General features: G+C 63.3%; 21 protein-coding genes. 15 read left to right on the forward strand and 6 right to left on the reverse strand.

The annotated features are described in order from the left end of the window. A partial coding sequence (locus NKJ78_RS22320; protein WP_352562635.1) for a hypothetical protein occupies positions 1–185 on the forward strand: 185 nt, incomplete at its 5' end. A 260-nt stretch (positions 186–445) separates the two neighbouring features. On the opposite strand, the gene NKJ78_RS22325 is transcribed toward NKJ78_RS22320, so the two are convergent. The 4 genes from NKJ78_RS22325 to NKJ78_RS22340 form a co-directional block, all read right to left on the reverse strand. Next, positions 446–652 (reverse strand): hypothetical protein, encoded by a 207-nt coding sequence (locus NKJ78_RS22325; protein ID WP_084014257.1) that lies wholly within the window; start codon positions 650–652, stop codon positions 446–448. 81 nt (positions 653–733) lie between these two features. Beyond that, the gene (gene fcl, locus NKJ78_RS22330) at positions 734–1,702 is read right to left on the reverse strand and encodes a GDP-L-fucose synthase (protein WP_023737637.1); all 969 of its coding nucleotides are present in this window, start codon (positions 1,700–1,702) and stop codon (positions 734–736) included. A 9-nt stretch (positions 1,703–1,711) separates the two neighbouring features. Beyond that, positions 1,712–2,782, reverse strand: a complete 1,071-nt coding sequence (gmd, locus tag NKJ78_RS22335) for a GDP-mannose 4,6-dehydratase (RefSeq protein WP_023737636.1) — start codon at positions 2,780–2,782, stop codon at positions 1,712–1,714. A 104-nt stretch (positions 2,783–2,886) separates the two neighbouring features. Next, positions 2,887–4,041, reverse strand: a complete 1,155-nt coding sequence (locus NKJ78_RS22340; RefSeq protein WP_023737635.1) for a dihydrodipicolinate synthase family protein — start codon at positions 4,039–4,041, stop codon at positions 2,887–2,889. A gap of 228 nt (positions 4,042–4,269) precedes the next feature. On the opposite strand from NKJ78_RS22340, the gene NKJ78_RS22345 reads away from it, so the two are divergent. The 14 genes from NKJ78_RS22345 to NKJ78_RS22410 all read left to right on the forward strand — a co-directional run bounded on the left by NKJ78_RS22345 (position 4,270) and on the right by NKJ78_RS22410 (position 19,519). Continuing rightward, on the forward strand, positions 4,270–5,328 hold the full coding sequence (locus NKJ78_RS22345; RefSeq protein ID WP_023737634.1) for a LacI family DNA-binding transcriptional regulator: 1,059 nt from the start codon (positions 4,270–4,272) through the stop codon (positions 5,326–5,328). Then, entirely contained in the window at positions 5,325–6,335 is a 1,011-nt protein-coding gene (locus tag NKJ78_RS22350) for a Gfo/Idh/MocA family protein (RefSeq protein ID WP_023737633.1), read from the forward strand. Before NKJ78_RS22345 ends, NKJ78_RS22350 begins: the two co-directional genes overlap by 4 nt. After that, positions 6,332–7,933, forward strand: a complete 1,602-nt coding sequence (locus tag NKJ78_RS22355; protein ID WP_023737632.1) for an acyl CoA:acetate/3-ketoacid CoA transferase — start codon at positions 6,332–6,334, stop codon at positions 7,931–7,933. Before NKJ78_RS22350 ends, NKJ78_RS22355 begins: the two co-directional genes overlap by 4 nt. After that, on the forward strand, positions 7,926–8,702 hold the full coding sequence (locus tag NKJ78_RS22360; protein WP_023737631.1) for an enoyl-CoA hydratase/isomerase family protein: 777 nt from the start codon (positions 7,926–7,928) through the stop codon (positions 8,700–8,702). Before NKJ78_RS22355 ends, NKJ78_RS22360 begins: the two co-directional genes overlap by 8 nt. Before the next feature lie 10 nt (positions 8,703–8,712). After that, on the forward strand, positions 8,713–10,224 hold the full coding sequence (locus NKJ78_RS22365; RefSeq protein ID WP_023737630.1) for an aldehyde dehydrogenase family protein: 1,512 nt from the start codon (positions 8,713–8,715) through the stop codon (positions 10,222–10,224). Positions 10,225–10,282: 58 nt separating this feature from the next. Continuing rightward, positions 10,283–11,536, forward strand: a complete 1,254-nt coding sequence (locus tag NKJ78_RS22370) for an ABC transporter substrate-binding protein (RefSeq protein ID WP_023737629.1) — start codon at positions 10,283–10,285, stop codon at positions 11,534–11,536. 256 nt (positions 11,537–11,792) lie between these two features. Then, a complete protein-coding gene (locus NKJ78_RS22375) occupies positions 11,793–12,743 on the forward strand; it encodes a carbohydrate ABC transporter permease (protein WP_023737628.1) in 951 nt (316 codons plus the stop codon). Continuing rightward, positions 12,740–13,684 (forward strand): carbohydrate ABC transporter permease, encoded by a 945-nt coding sequence (locus NKJ78_RS22380; protein WP_023704034.1) that lies wholly within the window; start codon positions 12,740–12,742, stop codon positions 13,682–13,684. Before NKJ78_RS22375 ends, NKJ78_RS22380 begins: the two co-directional genes overlap by 4 nt. Before the next feature lie 4 nt (positions 13,685–13,688). Then, positions 13,689–14,804, forward strand: coding sequence for an ABC transporter ATP-binding protein (locus NKJ78_RS22385; protein ID WP_023671180.1), 1,116 nt, complete (start codon positions 13,689–13,691; stop codon positions 14,802–14,804). A 5-nt stretch (positions 14,805–14,809) separates the two neighbouring features. Beyond that, positions 14,810–16,312 (forward strand): GMC oxidoreductase, encoded by a 1,503-nt coding sequence (locus tag NKJ78_RS22390; protein ID WP_352562636.1) that lies wholly within the window; start codon positions 14,810–14,812, stop codon positions 16,310–16,312. Further along, complete coding sequence (locus NKJ78_RS22395) at positions 16,309–17,070, forward strand: 3-ketoacyl-ACP reductase (RefSeq protein WP_023825461.1); 762 nt, start codon at positions 16,309–16,311, stop codon at positions 17,068–17,070. The genes NKJ78_RS22390 and NKJ78_RS22395 overlap by 4 nt, the downstream gene beginning before the upstream one ends. A 12-nt stretch (positions 17,071–17,082) precedes the next feature. Beyond that, positions 17,083–18,711, forward strand: a complete 1,629-nt coding sequence (locus NKJ78_RS22400) for a GMC family oxidoreductase (protein WP_352562637.1) — start codon at positions 17,083–17,085, stop codon at positions 18,709–18,711. Positions 18,712–18,731: 20 nt separating this feature from the next. Beyond that, positions 18,732–19,049 (forward strand): Dabb family protein, encoded by a 318-nt coding sequence (locus NKJ78_RS22405; RefSeq protein ID WP_023683219.1) that lies wholly within the window; start codon positions 18,732–18,734, stop codon positions 19,047–19,049. Between the two features lie 89 nt (positions 19,050–19,138). Further along, positions 19,139–19,519: an MFS transporter gene (locus NKJ78_RS22410; RefSeq protein ID WP_023683218.1), complete on the forward strand. Its 381-nt coding sequence runs from the start codon at positions 19,139–19,141 to the stop codon at positions 19,517–19,519. A gap of 29 nt (positions 19,520–19,548) precedes the next feature. On the opposite strand, the gene NKJ78_RS22415 is transcribed toward NKJ78_RS22410, so the two are convergent. Beyond that, positions 19,549–20,394 (reverse strand): EamA family transporter, encoded by an 846-nt coding sequence (locus NKJ78_RS22415; RefSeq protein ID WP_023683217.1) that lies wholly within the window; start codon positions 20,392–20,394, stop codon positions 19,549–19,551. Between the two features lie 7 nt (positions 20,395–20,401). Then, positions 20,402–21,310 carry an endonuclease/exonuclease/phosphatase family protein gene (locus tag NKJ78_RS22420; RefSeq protein WP_023691835.1) on the reverse strand — a complete coding sequence of 303 codons (909 nt, stop codon included), beginning with the start codon at positions 21,308–21,310 and terminating at the stop codon, positions 20,402–20,404. Between the last annotated feature and the right edge of the window lie 58 nt (positions 21,311–21,368).

The following is a 21,368-nucleotide window of genomic DNA, read 5'->3' on the forward strand; positions in this document are numbered from 1 at the left end:
AAACCGACGGTGCTGCGATAGAGAGTATCAAAGGTTCTCATAGCCACATCCTCCTTGAAGCAACATGGGTACAAGGGCGCCGCCCCGTGCGGCGCCGCCATTTTTTGCCGAGCCTTATGGCCTTGGCGGAAATCGAATTAGGAGGCGCCCCAAATGAGTTCAAGAGCATCTCGAATTTTTTTTAGTAGCATCCTTCGCATCGACGGAAAGCGAAATCTGAGTTTCTACGGGACCTTCCCTTCGAACAGTCGAACAGCCCCTTGAAGTACAGATCCGGCGGGAAGTTTTCGCGCGATCTGCGCGACCGCATCGTCTACTGCCCCGCCGTCCCGTTTCGTGTTCAAATGCCGGCCAGCAAGGAACCGGGTAGCGGCCTTCCGATCCGTATCCGCCCTGTCGGGGGCGAAACGTCCCGGCACGTGCCGGGACGTTTCTGGCTCGCGGATCACTGTGGCCGCGGATCGGGCCTGTCGGGCTTGTCATGAGGGGCGTTGCTGCCTTCACGGCACGGGGTGCCGATGCCGCAGCATTTGCCGTTGTAGGTGACACCGGGCTTGGTCTTCTCGCATTCCCTCGGCGGTGCCGTCTGACACCCTGCCAGCACCGAAACCGCGATGGCGGCGAGAAATGCGTTTCTTGAAGTGATAGACATTGACGTTCTCCTTGATGGACCGTGTTTGCTACACACCGCTTGGTCGCGGGCGGCAGCGAAATGGTTCAAGGAAAATTGGAATCAGGCCGCGCCGAGGCGGACATCACCCTTCTCAACATGGTTGAGAAACCACGCATATGTCTGTTCCAATCCACCGCGAAGCGCGTAGCGCGGGCGCCATCCCGTCGCAAACAGCCGCGAAACATCCATCAACTTGCGCGGCGTGCCATCTGGCTTGGTCGTATCGAAGGCGATATCAGCCTCGACGCCGGCGACCGATGCGACGGTCTGGGCAAGCTCGGCAATGGTGACATCTTCGCCCGAACCGACATTGACGTGGCTGTCGCCGGCATAATTCTTCAACAGCCAGACCAAGGCATCGGCGGCGTCGTCGACATGCAGGAATTCACGCCGTGGCGTGCCCGAGCCCCAGACCTCGAGGCTGTTGCCGCCGCTCAGCGCCAGCGCATGCGCCTTTCGCATCAGGGCCGGCACGACATGGCTGGACTGGAGATCGAAATTGTCGCCAGGACCGTAAAGGTTGGCCGGCATCGCCGAGATGTAGTCGACGCCATGCTGGCGCCGATAGGCCTGGCACAGTTTGAGCCCGGCGATCTTGGCGATCGCATACCATTCATTGGTGGGTTCGAGCGGACCGGTCAGCAGCGCGTCTTCCCTGATCGGCTGCGGCGCGAGCTTTGGATAGATGCAGGACGAGCCGAGAAACAAAAGCTTGCCGACCTCGCTGCGAAAGGCGCCGTCGATGACATTGCCCTGCATGACCAAATTGTCCTGCAGGAAATCGACCGGGAACCGGTCATTGGCCAGGATACCGCCGACCTTGGCGGCCGCCATCACCACCGCATCCGGCCTGTGCTCGGCCATCCAGCGCTGCACCCCTGCCTGGTCGAGCAGGTCGAGCCTGTCGCGCGATACGGTGAGTATCTCGCAGTCCTCGCTCGCCAGCCGGCGCACGACGGCCGAACCGACCATGCCGCGATGCCCGGCGACGAAGACACGCTTGCCTTTCAGATCAAATGTCGCGTCCATGAACCTGCCTCACGCAGAACGGCTGTTCTGCCGCGTGCCGCCGGCGGTGCGCGCCAGATCGGCCTGCACCATTTCCGCCACCAGATCCCTGAAGCCGGTCGTGTGCGACCACCCCAGCCTGGCTTTGGCCTTGGCGGGGTCGCCGAGCAGCAGGTCGACCTCGGTCGGCCGGAAATAGCGCGGATCGATGCGCACCAGGACAGTGCCCGAACCGGCATCGACACCGACTTCATCGACACCCTCGCCTTGCCAGCGGATGGTGCGTCCGGTCTCGGCAAAAGCCAGTTCGACGAATTCGCGCACCGAATGCGCCTCACCGGTCGCCAGCACGAAATCGTCGGCTTCACTGTGCTGCAGAATGCGCCACATGCCCTCCACATAGTCGCGCGCATGGCCCCAGTCACGCTTGGCGTCGAGATTGCCGAGATAGAGCGTGGCCTGAAGGCCGTGATGGATCGAGGCGACGGCCCGCGTGATCTTGCGGGTGACGAAGGTTTCGCCGCGTGTCGGGCTTTCGTGGTTGAACAGGATTCCGTTGGCGGCGAACATGCCGTAAGCCTCGCGGTAGTTGACCGTGATCCAGTAGGCGTAAAGCTTGGCCGCGGCATAGGGCGAGCGCGGATGGAAGGGCGTCGCCTCGCTTTGCGGGACCTCGCGCGCCTTGCCGTAAAGCTCCGACGTCGATGCCTGATAGAAGCGTACCGACTTCTCCAGGCGCAGGATGCGGATCGCCTCGAGCAGCCTGAGTGTTCCCAGCGCATCGGCATTGCCGGTGTATTCCGGCGTCTCGAAACTCACCTGGACATGACTCTGGGCGCCGAGATTGTAGATCTCGCCGGGCTGTGTCTCCTGCACCAGGCGAATAAGGTTGGTCGCGTCGGTCAGGTCGCCATAATGCAGGAAGAAACGCGCACCGCGCTCGTGCGGATCGACATAGATGTCGTCAACGCGCTCGGTGTTGAACGAGGACGAGCGGCGTTTGACGCCATGGACAATATAGCCCTTCTGCAGAAGCAATTCTGCGAGATAGGCCCCGTCCTGCCCGGTTACACCGGTGATGAGCGCCACTTTTTCCATCATTGCCACTCCGTCCGCATCCAATCCCGGCAACCGAATACAGATTTGGCGCGAGAACGCAAATCCCCCATACGGGGGACAGGTTTCAGCCAGCGATTGTGTCGTTCTCAGGCACCTGCAATCGCGCAGAAATGCTTCATCCTGGCCAGCGCACGCTCGGGATCGGCGAGCAACCCTGCCTGGTCGGCAAGGCGGAAGATGTCGGCATAGTGCAGGATACCGCGCGCCGACTGCATGCCGCCGACCATGGCGAAATGGTCCTGATGGCCGTTGAGCCAGGCCATGAAGACGATGCCGGCCTTGTAATACTCGGTCGGCGCCTCGAAGATCTTGCGCGACAACGGCACGGTCGGCGCCATCAGCGCGTCATAGCCGGCGCGGTCTCCGTCAGCCAGTTTTGCGAGCGCCGCATTGGCGACCGGCGCGATGGCGTCGAAGATGCCGAGCAAGGCGTGCGAATGCCGCTTCCCGCCGCCGGCAATCAGTTCGGGATAGTTGAAATCGTCGCCAGTGAACATGACGACGCCTTCCGGCAGCCGGTTGCGCAAGGCAACTTCCTTGCCGGCATCGAGCAGCGATATCTTTATCCCCTCGACCTTATTAGCATGGCGCTCGATGATGGCGACGACGGTGTCGAGCGCGGCCTCGAAATTGCCGCTGCCCCAATAACCTTTCAGTGCCGGATCGAACATGTCGCCCAGCCAATGCAGGATGACCTTGCCGGATGCCTGGCTGAGGATGCGATCGTAGACGTGCACATAGTCATCTGAGCTCTTGGCCACGGCTGCCAGCGCCCGGCTTGCCATCATGATCGCCTTGCCGCCCTGCCCTTCTATGAAAGCGAACTGCTGCTCATAGGCGGCGGTCACCTCGTCGAGGGTTTTGGCAGCTCCCGGCGCCAGATGATCGGTGCCGGCGCCCGAGGCGAGGTCTGCGCCTTCGACGCTGCGCGCCTCGATGATTGAACGCCGGATCAATTCCTGCGCATTCGCCCAGTCGAAACCCATGCCGCGCTGGGAGGTGTCCATCGCTTCGGCGATGCGGAAGCCAAGCCGCCACAGATGATGCCGAAACGCCATCGTCTTGTCCCAATCGACCGCAGGCTTCGACCAGGGGTCGGTCATCGCGAAAGGGTCGGCGACGACATGGGCCGCGGCATAGGCGATGCGCGAGAAAACCGCGCCGATTGCAGCCTCGACCGGACTGCCCGCGAGCTTGTAGCTGACGCGGCCGCCATTCTGCGTAGGCAGGGTGATATCCATGGCAACCTCCGTTTTAGGCATCCAATAAATGGAACGTTCCAATAAATCAAGAACCTTTATGATTCCGGCGATTGAACCGGTCCAACTGCCGAAGAAGGCTAATAGTCCTTGCTGGAAACCACATTCGTCACCTTTTCGATCTCCGCAAGAATCCTGATTGACTCTCGTTTGGCAGAGTGATTAGAACGTTCCAATAGATTTGCCCATTTAGGCGGAGGAACCACCGACATGGCCAGCCGGGCCAAGGCAACGATCCTGGACATCGCCCGCGAGGCTGGTGTGTCCAAATCGACGGTGTCGCTTGTGCTGCAAGGCTCAGGGCTGATCCGGCCTGAAACCGCGGTCAAGGTTCGCAAGGCGATCGAGGATGTCGGCTATGTCTACAACCGCGGCGCCGCCAATCTGCGCAAAGCCCATTCCAACGTCATCGGCATGGTCATCAACGATCTCACCAACCCCTTTTTCGCCGAACTGGCGGTCGGCATGGAGCGCGTCTTCCAGTCAGCCGGCATCGTGCCCTTCATCGCCAACACCGCGGAGAACCCGGTGCGCCAGGAAGAAGTGCTGAAGTCGCTGATGGAACAGGGCGTCGCAGGCCTGATCGTGTCACCGGCGCGCGGCACCACGCCGGGCGCCTTCCGTCGCCTCGAGATGGCGGGCGTGCCGGTCGTCTTCGCCATGCGCCGCCTGCCGGACAGCCGCATCCCGGTGATCGCGCCTGACAATCATCGCGGCGCGTATCTCGCCGCCGCCCATCTGATCGGCAAGGGCCATCGCCGGCTGGCCTTCTTCGGCGGCACCTCCGACCTAGTCGTCTATCAGGAGCGCCTGGGCGGTTTTCGTCAAGCTTGCGAGACATTGGGCATTGCCAGGCGCGACGTGCTTGTCGTCGAAGGCGAGACCAGCCGCAGGGGCGGCATCGCGTGCCTGGAAACCGCCCTTGCCATGGCCGAGCCGCCGACGGCGGCACTGTGCTTCAACGATGCCGTCGCCTTCGGCGTCATGCTGGCGCTGCGCAAGCGCGGGCTGGAGCCCGGCGCGGACTTTGCCGTCGTCGGCTTCGACGACGTGGTCGAGGCCGAGCATTATATGCCGGCGCTGACCAGCGTCTCGGTCGACACACCCGGCCTCGGTGAACGCGCCGCTCACGTCATGCTGAAGATGATCCAGTCGCGCATCACGCATGCCGAGGACCATGTCGGCGCGGTCAATCTGGTCGTCAGGGACAGCTGTGGTCCCGATCGCCGCGCCCAGGACACATCAGCAGGATTGGGAGACGCGGCATGAGCGTCAAATGGGGACTGATCGGCGCCAGCACGATCGCCAAACAGTTCATGATCAACGCCATTCGCGCGCAAGAGGGTGGCGAAATATCAGCGGTGATGAGCTCCAGCCCGGAGCGTGCCAAGACCTATGCCGATGAACACAACATCCCGCTTGCCGTCTCGACGCTCGATGACCTGCTCGGCGCCGACATCGACGCCGTCTACATCTCGACCACCAACGAACTGCATCTCGAACAGGCGCTGGCCGCGATCGACGCGGGAAAGCATGTTCTGTGCGAAAAGCCACTTGCGCTGACCAGCGCCGACGCACGCACAATGGTCGCTGCCGCCAAGGAAGCCGGCGTCGTGCTTGGCACCAACCATCATCTGCGCAATGCCGGCGCCCACCGCGCCATGCGCGACGCCATATCAGCCGGCCGTATCGGCAAGCCGATTGCCGCGCGTATGTTCCATGCGGTCTATCTGCCGGAGAACCTGCAGGGCTGGCGCATCACCAAACCGGAAGCCGGCGGCGGCGTGGTGCTCGACATCACCGTGCACGATGCCGACACGCTGCGCTTCGTGCTCGGCGACGACCCGATCGAGATTTCGGCCTTCACCCAGTCGGCCGGCATGGCCGGCAGCGGGCTGGAAGACGGCGCCATGTGCATCTGGCGCTTCAAGTCTGGCGTGATTGCCCAGTCGCATGAAGGCTTCACCACCAGCTACGCCGATACCGGCTTCGAAGTGCATGGCTCGGAAGGCTCGCTGATTGCCAAAAATGTGATGACGCAGAAGCCGGTCGGTTCGGTGCTTCTACGCACCGCCAAGGGCGAGGAGGAACTGAGCTTCGACCGCGAAGACCTCTACGTCAGGTCGCTGCGCCAGTTCCATGCCGCTATCAGCGGCGCGGGCCAGCCCTCCGCAACCGGCGAGGACGGCGTCTGGTCCCTGGCGTCGGCCGAAGCAGCGTTGCAGTCGGCAAAATCCGGCAAGGCCGTCACTATCGATCCGAAAGGTGTCGCGTGAGCAAGCTCGTCTCCGCCGCTGAAGCAGCAAGCCTGATCAAGGACGGCATGACCGTCTCCGTCTCGTCGTCGAGCGGCCTCGGCTGCCCGGATGCCGTGCTGGCCGCCATCGGCGAGCGCTTCGACGCCGAAGGCCATCCCAAAGACATCACCACGCTGCACCCCATCGCCGCCGGCGACATGTATGGCATCAAGGGCATCGACCATCTGGCCAAGCCCGGCTTGTTGAAGCGCACGCTCTGCGGCTCCTATCCCTCAGGCCCCTCCTCGTCCGAGCCGCCGCAGATATGGAAGATGATCGGCGACAATTCGGTCGCCGCCTACAACGTGCCCTCCGGCATCCTGTTCGACATGCACCGCGAAGCTGCCGCCAAGCGGCCGGGCGTGCTGACCAAGGTCGGCCTCGACACTTTTGCCGACCCGCGCCACCAGGGCTGCGCCATGAATGAGGCTGCAAGCGAGCCGATCGTCTCGGTGCAGCAGTTCGACGGCGAGGAATGGCTCTATTTCCGCTCGATCGTGCCCAACGTTTCGATCATCCGCGCCACCACCGCCGACGAGCGCGGCAACCTCACTTACGAGCATGAAGGCGCCTATTTGGGCGGCCTCGAACAGGCGCTCGCCGCGCGCAACAATGGCGGCATCGTCATTGCGCAGGTCAAGCGGGTCGTCGAGAACGGCACGCTGAAGTCGCATGACGTGCGCGTGCCCGGCGTCCTGGTCGACCACATCGTGGTGGCGCCGGACCAATTGCAGACGACGCTGACTCCTTACGACCCGGCGATTTCGGGCGAGATCTTCCGGCCGTTGTCCAGCTTCCGCAACGCCGACATGAACGTCCAGAAAGTAATCGCGCGCCGCGTCGCCATGGAATTGCGCGACGGCATGGCGGTCAACATCGGCTTCGGCATCTCGGCCAACGTGCCGCGTATCCTTCTCGAGGAAGGCCAGCACGGCAAAGTCACCTGGGTGATCGAGCAGGGCGCCGTCGGCGGCGTGCCGCTGCTCGACTTCAAGTTCGGCTGCGCTTCCAATGCCGAGGCGATCATGCCCTCGCCGCACCAGTTCATCTATTTCCAGGCCGGCGGCTTCGATGCCTCGCTGTTGTCCTTCCTGCAGATCGACCGCCATGGCTCGGTTAACGTGTCGAAGCTGTCGGCACGGCCTCATGTCACAGCCGGGGCCGGCGGCTTCGTCGACATTACCGCGCGGGCGAAGAAGATCGTCTTCTCCGGCTTCTTCAACGCCGGCGCCAAGCTTTCGCTCGCCGATGGCGGCATCCGCATCGACGCGGAAGGCAAGGTCAAGAAGGTCGTCAACGAGGTCGAACACATCTCCTTCTCCGGCAAGCGCGCCGTCGCTCAAGGCCAGGACATCACCTACGTCACCGAGCGTTGCGTGATGAAGCTGACGCCGGACGGCCTGATGGTGACGGAACTTGCGCCGGGCGTCGACCTCGAGCGCGATGTGTTGGCTCAGTCCGAAACACCGCTCGGCGTCGCCAACGACCTCAAGGTGACACCGGCGGCGCTGTACCAGGATCGGCCGATCGGCCTGTCGCTCAATGGCGGCGCTTCGCTCGGAGGCGCGCATGGCTGAGCGCCTCGTCACCTTCGAACAGGACGGCGCCATCGGCATCGTCACGCTGCGCCGGGCGGAAAAGTTCAATGCGTTGGACATTCCGATGCTGCGCGCGCTCGAGGCAACGCTCGACGAGGCCGAAATGGCTGAAGGCGTGCGCGTCGTGCTGATCCGCGGCGAAGGCAAAGGCTTTTGCGCCGGCGGCGATGTCGAGGCCTGGGGCGAGATGAGCGCTGCCGACTTTCAGGTGCAATGGGTGCGCTACGGCCACCGCGTCTTCGACCGACTGGCGCGGCTGCGGCAGCCGACCGTCGCGGTGCTTTCCGGCCATGCGCTGGGTGGCGGGCTGGAACTGGCGGTCGCCTGCGACTTCCGTGTGGCCGAAACACAGGTGAAGCTCGGCTTTCCCGAGACATCGATCGGCGTCGTCCCCGGCTGGTCCGGCACGCAGCGCGCCGTGCGCCGCTTCGGTGCGCAGATCGTGCGCCGCATGGCGCTCGGCGGCGAGGTCTTTGCCGCCCCCGACGCGCTCGCCCTCGGCATTGTCGATCGTGTGGTCGAGACCGGCCAGGCGCTGGCCGAGGCGAAGGCGTGGGGAGAAAAGATCGCCGGGCGCGGGCCGCTCGCAACGGAAGCCGCCAAGCTGATGATCGCAGTCGCCGAAGGCGAGGAAAGTGCGGCCGCCACCGAGGCGCTCGCCAGCGGCTTCATTGCGCTGACCGGCGACCTCAAAGCCGGCGTGAGCGCCTTCAAGGCCAAGCAGAAGCCGGCCTTTTCGAGATCCTAGAGAAAGCACGATGAACGCACCGCTCAACATTTCCATGCCAGCCGAGGCGTCCAAGGCGCCGAAGGCTTACAAGCTCCTGATCGACGGCAAGCATGTCGATGCCCGCGATGGCCGCACGCTGGCGCGCAACAGCCCCGGCCATGGCTTCACCGTTTCGCGCTATGCGCGGGCCGGCGAGGCCGAGGTGGAGGCGGCCATGCAGGCCGCGCACAAGGCATTCGAGACCGGCCCGTGGCCGCGCACGAAGGCGGCCGAGCGCGCCGCCATCCTGCTCAAGACGGCCGACCTGATCGAGGCCCAGCTCGAAGACATCGCCCGACTCGATGCGCTGGAATCCGGCAAGCCGATCGCCCAGGCGCGCGGCGAGATCGGCGGCGCCATCGACATCTGGCGCTATGCCGCCTCGCTCGCCCGCACGCTGCACGGCGAAAGCTACGCCAATCTCGGCGACGCCATGCTGGGCGTGGTCCTGCGCGAGCCGATCGGCGTCGTCTCGATCATCACCCCGTGGAATTTCCCGTTCCTGATCGTCAGCCAGAAACTGCCCTTCGCGCTCGCCGCCGGCTGCACCGCGGTGGTCAAGCCGAGCGAAATGACCTCGGCCTCGACCTTCGTGCTCGGCGACATCCTGATGCAGGCCGGCCTGCCCGCGGGCGTCGTCAACATCCTGGCCGGCCTCGGCGCCGATGTCGGGGGGCCGATGGTCAGCCATCCGCTGGTGGAAATGGTTTCTTTCACCGGCTCTACCCGCGTCGGCAAGATGACCATGGCTTCCGCCGCGCAGTCGCTGAAGAAAGTCTCGATGGAGCTCGGCGGCAAGAACGGCCAGATCGTCTTCCCCGATGCCGATCTCGAGGCGGCCGCTGACGCGGCTGTCTTCGGCGGCTTCTTCAATGCCGGCGAATGCTGCAATGCCGGCAGTCGGCTGATCGTGCATGAAGCCATCGCCGACGATTTCCTCGCCACTGTCAAGGCCCTCACCGCCAAGGTAACGGTCGGCGACCCACTCGACGACCGAACCAAGGTCGGCGCGATGATATCAGCCGATCATCTGACCAAGGTCGCGGGTTACGTCGCGGTGGCAGCAAAAGACGGCAGCAATGTCTATTGCGGTGGCGGCCAGCTGGCGTCCAATGCCGGCCAGTACCTCGATCCGACCATCATCCGCGGTGTTACCGAAGACATGGCTATTGCGCGCGAGGAAGTGTTCGGCCCGGTGCTCTCCGTGCTGACTTTTGGATCGATTGAAAAGGCGTTGCACATCGCCAACAACACGCCCTATGGTCTGTCGGCAGGGGTGTGGAGCGCCAGCATCGACACTTGTATGTCGGTGGCGCGTGGTGTGCGTTCGGGGACCGTTTGGGTGAACACATTCATGGAAGGCTTTCCCGAGTTGCCATTCGGGGGCTACAAGCAGTCCGGCATAGGACGCGAACTCGGCAAACGCGCTGTCGAGGATTATACCGAGGAAAAGACAATCCAGTTTCATCGCGGCCAGCGCACCGGTTGGTGGGTCGGCTGAGTTTGGAAGAACCCGGTGGGCTTCCACCGGTCATGTAATGCAACAAGGGAGGTAGAACATGTTGCGCAAACTGTTTATCGGAACGGCTCTGGCGACGGCCTTTGCTTTCTCGGCCCATGCCGAGGACGTCAAGGAAGTGCAGATGCTGCATTGGTGGACGTCGGGCGGCGAAGCGGCTGCTCTCAACGTCCTCAAGGGCGACCTTGCCAAGGAAGGCTATGCCTGGAAGGACGTGCCGGTGGCCGGTGGTGGCGGCGACGCCGCCATGACTGCGCTGAAGGCGATGGTCGCGGCCGGCAATTACCCGACCGCGTCGCAGATGCTCGGCTACACCGTGCTCGATTATGCGGCGGCCGGCGTCATGGGCGACCTGACCGAGACGGCGAAGAAGGAAGGCTGGGACAAGTCGGTTCCGGCAGCCCTGCAAAAGTTCTCCGTCTATGATGGCAAGTGGGTCGCTGCTCCAGTCAACGTCCACTCCGTCAACTGGCTGTGGATCAACAAGGCGGTGATGGACAAGATCGGCGGCACCGAGCCAAAGACCTTCGACGACTTCGTCGCCCTGCTCGACAAAGCCAAGGCGGCTGGCGTTATCCCGCTCGCCCTTGGCGGCCAGAACTGGCAGGAAGCCACCATGTTCGACTCGGTCGTGCTGTCGACCGGCGGGCCTGAGTTCTACAAGAAGGCCTTCAACGACCTCGACGACGAGTCCCTCAAGTCCGACACGATGAAGAAGTCGTTCGATAACCTCGCCAAGCTCGTCACCTATGTCGACCCGAACTTCTCGGGCCGCGACTGGAACCTTGCCACCGCCATGGTCATCAAGGGCGATGCCCTGGTGCAGGTGATGGGTGATTGGGCCAAGGGCGAGTTCAACGCCGCCAAGAAAACGCCGGGCACCGACTTCCTGTGCTATCGCTTCCCGGGCACGGAAGGCTCGGTGGTCTACAACTCCGACATGTTCGGCATGTTCAACGTTCCGGACGACCGCAAGGCCGCCCAGGTCGCGTTGGCCACCGCCACCCTGTCGAAGAGCTTCCAGTCGGCCTTCAACGTCGTCAAGGGTTCGGTTCCCGCCCGTACCGACGTTCCGGACACCGACTTCGACGCGTGCGGCAAGAAGGGCATCGCCGACCTGAAGGCTGCCAACGAAGGCGGCACGCTGTTCGGCTCGCTTGCCCAGGGCTATGGCGCGCCTCCGGCAGTCGCCAATGCCTACAAGGACGTCGTTTCGAAATTCGTCCATGGTCAGATCAAGACCTCGGACGAAGCCGTGACCGAACTGGTAAAGGCGATCGACGACGCCAAGTAAGCGCTAGCCAGAAACACACCTTCCCCGCTTCGGCGGGGAAGGTTTCACCTAAGGATTGGCCAGCTGGCGCAATTCCAGGAAAAGTGTGAGCGGTTTTCCGGCCGGAATTGCGTAAAAGAAAGAGTTAGAGAGGTTCGCCGTTTCCGTGAAACGGTGAAAACGCTCTTGAACACCATGCCGACCAGAGACCCGTATGCACGGGGTCGCCTTGCCGCCTGACGGCAGAGCACGGACAACCCGAAACGGGAGGAGCCTCATGAGCAGTGTAGCGACAACCCAGATCAAGCTGACGCCGGAGCGGTCGCGCCCCTCGGTGCGCGCGCGACTGCAGAACGCGCTGCCGAAGATCGTGCTGGCGCCGAGCTTCGCCATCACCATCGTCTTCGTCTATGGCTTCATCCTGTGGACGGTCTATCTGTCCTTCACCAATTCCAAGACTTTTCCGTCCTATGTCATCACCGGACCGCGCGCCTACCTACGGCTATGGGGCTGGACGTTCGACTCCGACCCGCCATCGAGCTGGTACACGTCGATCGTCAATATGGGCATTTTCGGCTTTCTCTACATCGCCATGTGCCTGGCGCTCGGCCTGTTCCTGGCCATCCTGCTCGACCAGAAGATCCGCGGCGAAGGCGTGTTGCGGCCGATCTATCTCTACCCGATGGCGCTGTCCTTCATCGTTACCGGCGTCGCCTGGAAATGGTTTCTCGATCCCGGCCTCGGCCTTGAGCAGACCCTGCATCAATGGGGCTGGACGAGCTTCCATTTCGACTGGATCAAGAACAAGGATTTCGTCATCTACACGGTGGTCATCGCCGGCGTCTGGCAAGCCTCCGGCTTCATCATGGCGATGTTCCTGGCCGGCCTGCGCGGCATCGACGGTGAGATCATGAAAGCGGCGCAGATCGATGGCGCCACTACTTTCCAGCTCTACCGCCGCATCGTCATTCCGCTGCTGCGGCCGATCTTCCTGTCGGCCTTCATCGTGCTCGCCCACCTCGCCATCAAGTCGTACGATCTGGTGGTGGCGCTGACCAGCGGCGGCCCCGGTGGCTCGGCCTGGCTGCCGTCCAACTTCATGTATGAGTACACGTTCAAGCGCAACGAAATGGCTGTCGGCTCGGCGAGTGCCGTGATCATGCTGATGACCATCGTCGCCATCATCGTGCCCTATCTCTATTCGGAACTGCGGGAGAAGCCGCAATGAGCGCCGTTGCCACCCCTGCCCGCCAGGCCTCTAGCGGCATGAGCACCAAGACCCTCAACCGCATCGTCATCTACGGACTGCTGGCGCTGTTTGCGTTGTTCTACCTGATGCCGCTGTTCGTCATGCTGGTGACCTCGTTCAAGACCATGGAGGAGATCCAGAACGGCAACATGCTGGCGCTGCCCCAGGCGCCGACCTTCGACCCATGGATAAAGGCGTGGAGCGAAGTTTGCTCGGGCCTGACCTGCGTCGGCATGAAGGGCTATTTCTGGAACTCGATCAAGATGGTGGTTCCGGCAGTCATCATCTCGACCCTGCTCGGCGCGCTCAACGGCTATGTGCTGACCAAATGGCGCTTTCGCGGGGCGACGCTGGTGTTCGGGCTGATGCTGTTTGCCTGTTTCATCCCGTTCCAGTCGGTACTGCTGCCGATGGCAACGATCCTCGGCAGCTTGGGCCGGTTCGGCGTCAAGCTGCAGAACGCGACCGGTTTCACCTTCGGCTTTGGCAATCCGACCGTGAACCTGGTGTTCGTTCACGTCGTCTACGGCATCGGTTTCACCACCCTCTTCTTCCGCAATTACTACGAAGCGTTTCCGAACGAGCTGGTGAAGGCGGCGCAGATCGACGGGGCAAGCTTCTTCCAGATCTTCCGGCGCATCATGCTGCCCAACTCGCTGCCGATCATCGTGGTGACGGTGATCTACCAGTTCACCAACATCTGGAACGACTTCCTGTTCGCCTCCGCCTATGCCGGCTCCGGCGACGTGATGCCGATGACGGTGGCGCTCAACAACGTCGTCAACACCTCGACAGGCGTCGTCGAATACAACGTCAACATGGCTGCGGCGATGATCGCAGCCCTGCCCACCCTTCTCGTCTATGTGGTCGCCGGCCGCTACTTCGTGCGTGGCCTGATGGCGGGCGCGGTCAAAGGATAATCTGATGGCTTTTCTGGAAATTGATGGGCTGAAGAAGCGCTTCGGGAATGTCGAGATCCTGAAGGGCATCGATGTCGAGCTCGAAAAGGGCGGCTTCCTGGTGCTGGTCGGCCCGTCCGGCTGCGGCAAGTCCACCTTGCTCAACACGATTGCCGGCCTAGAGCAGATCACCGAGGGCGAAATCCGCGTCGACGGCCGCGCCATCAACGATCTGCACCCATCCAAGCGCGACATCGCCATGGTGTTCCAGAGCTATGCGCTCTATCCGAACATGACGGTGGCCGGAAACATCTCCTTCGGCATGGAGATGCGCGGCGTGCCGGCCGACGAACGCCAAAAGGCGATCGACAAGGTGGCCAAGGTCCTGCAGATCGGCCACCTCCTGCAGCGCAAGCCGAGCCAGCTTTCCGGCGGCCAGCGCCAGCGCGTCGCCATGGGCCGGGCGCTGGTGCGCGACCCTAAGCTGTTCCTGTTCGACGAGCCTTTGTCCAACCTCGACGCCAAATTGCGCGTTGACATGCGCATCGAGATCAAGCGCCTGCATGCCACCACTGGCACAACCATCGTCTACGTCACCCACGACCAGATCGAGGCGATGACGCTGGCTACCAAGATCGCCGTCATGCGCGACGGCGAGGTGCAGCAGTTCGGCACCCCGGCCGAGATCTACAACAACCCGACCAATTTGTTCGTCGCCGACTTCATGGGTTCGCCGGCGATGAACCTGATCCCGGCGACCATTGCCACGTCGGGCAATGCGCTGTCCGTCGTGTTGGAGCGCGAGGCGCGCGAGCCCATTACGCTGCCGATGGCCAATGCGCCGGCGGGCCTGTCGGCGTTCCAGGGCAAGCCGATCATCTTCGGCGTGCGCCCGGAAGCGCTGACCGATCCGGAAGGTGCGGAACGCAACGCCTCCAACATTGCCACTGCCGACCTGCACATCGAAGTGGTCGAGCCGGCAGGGTCCGACACTTTCGCGGTGACCAACCTCGGCGGCAAGGGCGTGGTGGCGCGGTTGCGGGCCGACGCCAACATCCAGCCGGGCACCAGCACGCCGCTCGCCTTCAACCTGACCAAGGCCGTGTTCTTCGATCCGGCGACCGAACACCGCATCCGCTGATCGAGATGGTCAGCCCCGATATCGTCATCATCGGCTCCGGCATCGGCGGCGCTACGATCGCTTCCGGCCTGGCCGGCAGCGGCGCCTCGGTCCTGATGCTGGAGCGCGGCGAGCCCTTGCCGGCAACGCCGCATGCCCGCGACACGCGCTCGATCTTCGTCGATGGCCACTACCGTCCGAAGGAGATGTGGCGCGAGGCCGGCGGCGGCGCCTTCAACCCCGGCAATTACTACTATGTCGGCGGCAATTCGAAATTCTACGGCGCGGTGCTGATCCGCTACCGCAAAGAGGATTTCGCCGCCATGGAGCACTTCGGTGGCGTCTCGCCGGCATGGCCGTTTTCCTACGATGAATTCGAGCCCTGGTATTCGAAAGCCGAGCAGCTGTTTCGCGTCCGCGGCTCACTCGGCGAGGACCCGACCGAACCGTTCCACTCGGTCCCCTATGCCTTCAAGCCGGTGCCCGACGAGGCGCCGATTGCGCGCGCCCGCGCTGAGTTGAAAGCCCTCGGCCTGCATCCGGCCTCGCTGCCGCTCGGCGTCGACATCGACACCTGGCTGAAAGAGGGCAAGACCGGCTGGGATGCTTTCCCCAACACCGCCCAGGGCAAGGTCGACGCTCAGACCGGACCGCTGACGGCCGCACTTAAGGACAGCAATATCCGACTCGACACCGGCTGCCATGTCGAATATCTCGAAGCGTCGTCCGACGGCAAAAGCATCGCTGCCGTTCACTACCGTCAGAATGGCGAGCTGAAGAAAGTCGGGCCGAAGCTGGTCATCCTGTCCGCCGGCGCGGTCAATTCCGCCGTCATCCTGCTGCGCTCGCCTTCACCAGATGGCAAAGGCCTCGCCAACCGCTCCGACCAGGTCGGCCGCAATTTCATGAACCATAATTCGAGCGCCATGCTGGCGATCGATCCGCGCCGCAGGAACGACAGCGTCTACCAGAAGACGCTGATGCTGAATGACTACTATCTCTCCGACGGCAAAGGCGGCAAGCCGCTCGGCAACGTCCAGCTGCTCGGCAAGATCGACGGCAACATGTTGAAGGCCAACGTCAAACGCGTGCCGAAATTCGCGCTCGATTACATGGCCGGTCACGCCGTCGACTGGTATCTGATGTGCGAGGATCTGCCCGATCCGGAAAGCCGCATCATGGTCGACGGCAAGGACATCGTCATGCAATGGCGGCGCTCCAACATGCAGTCGCTGGACGCGCTGACCAGGGTGATGCGTGAGAACTTCCGCGCCTGCGGTTATCCCATCGTGCTGTCGCGTCCCTTCGACAAGCGCACGCCCTCGCACCAGTGCGGCACGGTGAAAATGGGCGACGATCCGGCGACGTCGCCGCTCGACCCGTTCTGCCGCGCCTTCGACCACCCGAACCTGTTCGTTGTCGACGCCAGTTTTTTGCCGAACTCGGCCGCCGTGAATCCGGCGCTGTCGATTGCGGCACAGGCGCTGCGCGTGGCCGAGCATATTCGCCGAACGGACCTCGCAGCATGACCCGCCCCGCAGCCATCGTCACCGGCGGCGCGCGCGGCATTGGACTGGCCTGCGCCGAGGCGCTGGCCGATGCAGGCTTCGACATTCTCGTCGCTGACCTGGCCAACGACCCCGCCAAACGGCTTGTTGAAAACATCATCGCGCGCCGCTCAAAGTTCGCTTACCACCGATGCGACATTGCCAGCCTTCCCGATCACGCATCGCTTATCGACGCCGCCACGCATGCGTTCGGCCGAATCGACTGCCTCGTCAACAATGCCGGCATCGGCGCCATGGTGCGCGGCGATCTGCTGGAGCTGAAGCCCGAGAATTTCGACCGTGCGCTGGACGTCAATCTGCGCGGCACAGTCTTCCTTAGCCAGGCCGTCGCCAAGGCGATGCTGGGGGCTCCCAGCAATCATCCGCGCTCGATCATCACCATCACCTCGGTCAGCGCCGATATGGCCTCGCCGGAACGCGCCGACTACTGCATCTCGAAAGCCGGCCTTTCGATGTGGGTGAAGAACCTGGCGCTGCGGCTTGCGCCGGAAAGCATCGGCGTGTTCGAGCTGCGGCCGGGCATCATTCGCACGGACATGACCGCGAGCGTATCAGCCAAATACGACGCGCTTATCGACAGCGGCCTGGTGCCGGCAAAACGCTGGGGCGAAGCATCGGACATCGGCGCCGTGGTGGCGACGCTTGCCGCCGGCAAGCTCGGCTTTTCCACAGGCTCGATTATCAATGTCGACGGCGCGCTCTCCGTGCCTCGACTGTAGGTGGATAGGGTTATGACCGACTACATCATCGTAGGTGCCGGCCCGGCCGGCTGCGTTCTGGCCAACCGGCTGAGCGAGGATCCAGCGAATTCCGTGCTGCTGCTCGAGGCCGGCGGCAAGGACTGGCACCCCTACATCCACATGCCGGCGGGCTTTGCCAAGATGACCAAGGGCATCGCTTCCTGGGGCTGGTCGACCGTGCCGCAGAGGCACATGCAGGACCGCGTCTTCTGGTATACGCAGGCGAAGGTGGTCGGCGGCGGCTCGTCCATCAATGCCCAGATATACACGCGCGGCAACGCTCGCGACTACGACGCATGGGAGAAGGAAGAGGGCCTCGCGGGCTGGGGCTATCGCGACGTGCTGCCTTATTTCAAGCGCGCCGAGAACAACCAGCGCTTCGCCAACGATTTTCACGGCGACCAGGGGCCGCTCGGCGTGTCGAACCCTATTTCGCCGCTGCCGATTTGCGAAGCCTATTTCCGCGCCGGCCAAGAGATGGGCATCCCCTTCAACCCGGATTTCAACGGCGCTAGCCAGGAAGGCGTCGGCTACTACCAGCTGACCCAGAAGGACGCCCGGCGCTCATCCGCTTCGGTCGCCTATTTGAAGCCCATCCGCGCCCGCAAGAACCTGACGGTCCGAACCGATGTGCTGGTCACCCGCATCGTCGTCGAGAAAGGCCGCGCCACCGGCGTCGAGATCGTCGACAAACCCGGCGGCGAGAAGACCATCATGCGCGCCGAGCGCGAAGTGATCGTCTCGTCCGGCGCCATCGGTTCGCCGAAGCTGTTGATGCAGTCGGGCATCGGCCCGGCTGATCACCTGAAATCGGTCGGCGTGACGCCGGTGCATGATCTGCCCGGTGTCGGCTCCAACATGCAGGACCATCTCGATTTGTTCGTCATCGCCGAATGCACCGGCGACCACACCTATGACAACTACGCCAAGCTGCACCGCACCGCGTGGGCCGGCTTGCAGTATCTGCTGCTGAAGAAAGGGCCGGTCGCCTCCAGCCTGTTCGAGACCGGCGGCTTCTGGTACGCCGATCCGACCGCCGCCTCGCCCGACATCCAGTTCCATCTGGGACTCGGCTCCGGCATCGAGGCCGGCGTCGAGAGGTTGAAGAACCCCGGCGTGACCTTGAACTCGGCCTTCCTGCGCCCGCGCTCGCGCGGCACGCTGCGGCTGAGCAGCGCCGACCCGGCCGACCACCCGCTGATCGATCCCAACTATTGGTCGGACCCTTATGACCGCGCCATGTCGATCAAGGGCCTCAGGCTTGCGCGCGAGATCATGCGGCAGAAGGCGCTTGCACCTTACGTGTTGCGCGAGGTGCTGCCCGGACCATCGCTCGCCAGCGACGACGAGCTGATCGACTATGCCTGCCGCACCGCCAAGACCGACCATCACCCCGTGGGCACCTGCCGCATGGGCCATGACGATATGGCGGTGGTCACACCGGACCTGCGCCTGCGCGGCATCGAGGGCCTGCGCGTCTGCGATGCCTCGGTGATGCCGCGCGTGCCTTCCTCCAACACCAATGCGCCGACCATCATGGTCGGCGAAAAAGGCGCCGACATCATCCTCGGCCGCGAGCCGCTGCCGCCGGCGGTGTTCTCCGGCAATCGGGCCGCATAGCCACTTGGGAGAACGAACCAATGATCAGACACTGCGTCTTCGTACGCTTCCGCAGCGATGTGCCCGCCACCGAGCGCACCGCAATCCACGCCGATCTCGAAGCACTGCGCTCCGTTGTCGACGGCATGGACACGGTCCATTTCAGCACCAATGTCAGCCCGGAGCCGTTCGCGCGCGGCTTCAGCCATGCCTTCACCATCGACTTCCGCGATGCCGCCGCCCGCGACGCCTATCTCGTGCATGAAGCGCATCAGCGCGCCGGCGCCCGATTGGTCGCAGCGCTCGAAGGCGGCACCGACGGGCTGATGGTGTTCGATCTCGACATTACGAAAAAGTGACCGCGCTTCTTTCGAAAGCCGGCTGACGCCTGTTCTCTTTTGCGCCCCAAGGAACATATCGTTCCCCGGGGGCGTTTAGGAGGAACGTCGTGGCTCTCACCGCGCAGAAGAAGAAAACCGTCCTTGCCTCCTTCCTCGGCTGGACGCTCGACGCTTTTGATTTCTTCCTTCTGACGTTCCTGCTCACCGATATCGCAACCGAATCCAACACTGACGTCCCGGCAGTCTCCAAAGCGTTGTTCCTGACGCTGGCGACACGCTTCATCGGCGCCTTCTTCTTCGGCAGGCTGGCCGACAAATATGGCCGCAAGCCCATTCTGATGCTCAACATCGTAAGCTATTCGGTGATCGGCGCGCTGGCTGCCTTCTCGCCCAATCTCGTGGCTACGCGCTGGCGCTGTTTGCCGGCGTGGTCGCCGTCTGCATCATCGTCGTCATCCGCTTCAGTCCGGAACGGCGCGGACAGGTGATGACGGTGCTCGGCTGAAGTATCAGGCTCTCAGCCCAGTCTGAGGGCCACCACACCGGCAACGATGCTGAGCGCGGCGGCGCCGCGCCAGCCTGTCATTTTCTCGCCGAGCGCGAAAACCGAGATCATCATGGCAAACAGAATCGACGTCTCCCGCAACGACGCCACCGAGGCGATCGGCGCCTTGGTCATCGCCCACATGACGATCCAGTAGGCCGCGCCGCTGAGCACGCCGGTGAACAGGCCTGCTTTCCAGTCACGCGCCAGCACGGGCAGCGCCTTGGGCCCGCGAAAGATGAGGCACAGCACCAGCGCCCACGTGGCATCGCAGATGAACAGCCATGCGGCATAGCTCGTTGCCGTTGCGGCCAGCCGCGCGCCGCTGCCGTCGGAGAGCGTGTAGCTGGATATGAAGATCGAAGTGCCGAGCGCAAAGCCGACCGCCCGCACATTGATCCGCTCCAGATGCGCGCCGCCGCGAAACGACATCACCAGCGTGCCGGCCGACAGCAGCAGGATGCCGAGGATGGCGAAAGGCGCCGGCATCTCCTGCACCACGACAACGCCGCCGAGGGCGGTCAAAAGCGGCGCCGTACCGCGCGCCAGCGGATAGGTTTGGGCAAAGTCGCCTGCCTTGTAGGCGCCGATGAGGAAGGTCCGGTAGCCCATGTGAAAGAGCACCGAGGCGATTATAAAGGGCCATACCGCGGCCTTTGGAAACTCGACGAAGGGCAGCACGAACAGTGCGGCAAAACCCATGCCCAGCGTCATCAGCGTGATCGACAGGAAGCGATCGAGATGCACCTTGACCAGCGCGTTCCAGATCGCGTGCATGGCGGCGGCGGCAAGCACCGCGAAAAAGACGAAAAGCGTCATTGAGGGCTCACCGATCTCCTGAGCTCAAAGGCGTTTCGAGATCGATATCGATCCGGACCGGAAAATGGTCTGAAGCGATCTCGCCTATATCGGCACTGACCGAGCGCACACGGTCCGCGAACATACCGCCGACGAAGCAATGGTCGAGCCGGCGTTTTGCCACTTTCCCGTCGATCGTTTTCACATGGGTGTGGAAATCGGCAGCCGGCTCGCTAGCGACGGCAGCGGCATCAACAAAGCCGTCGAGATAAGCTGCCCCGCGATGATAGGGCGTGCTGCCGACGATGCGGCTGTATTCGGCGCTGCCAGGCTCCATGTTGAAATCGCCCATCCAGATCGCCGCCGTCGGGTTCTCCGGCTCGGCCTCGCCACTGGTCCAGTTGCGCGAAGGCTCATCGTCCGCGCCGCTCCACGGGCCTCCCTCGAACGGCGCGCGGCGATGCTCGGCCAAGAGATAGTCGATCTGCTCCAGACGCTCCTCCGCCGCGATATGGGCGAGATGCAGCGACAGGACCCTTACCGGTCCGGCCGGCGTGCGGATCATGCATTCGAGCGCGGCGTTGCGCGTGTTGAGCGGCCGCAGCGTGCGGCGCATGGGCAGCGCGTGCAGCCGCGACCAGGCGATCGGCAGCTTCGACAGCAGCATGGTGCCGAACTGGCGGCGGCGGTTGACCACCCGGCCGTCGCGCTGCTCACTGGCGTCCATGTCGAAGGCCGGGCCATAGACCCAGTAATAGCTAGGCAGCAGCTTGGACAGGACCTCCGGCTGGTCGTCCTCATTGGTGCGCTGCCAATGCCGCTCGACCTCCTGCAGCGCGATGATATCGGCGCCGTCGACCAGCTTGGTGCAGCGCGAAAGATCGTAACGGCCATCGCCGCCGAACCCGTACTGGATGTTGTAGCTGACCAGCTTCATTGCTTATCCGGCTCAATTTCGCTTTGGCAGTAGCGGTTCGGCAGACGGGTTGCAATGT

It is taken from the genome of Mesorhizobium sp. M0037, assembly GCF_040323635.1.
GTDB lineage: Bacteria > Pseudomonadota > Alphaproteobacteria > Rhizobiales > Rhizobiaceae > Mesorhizobium.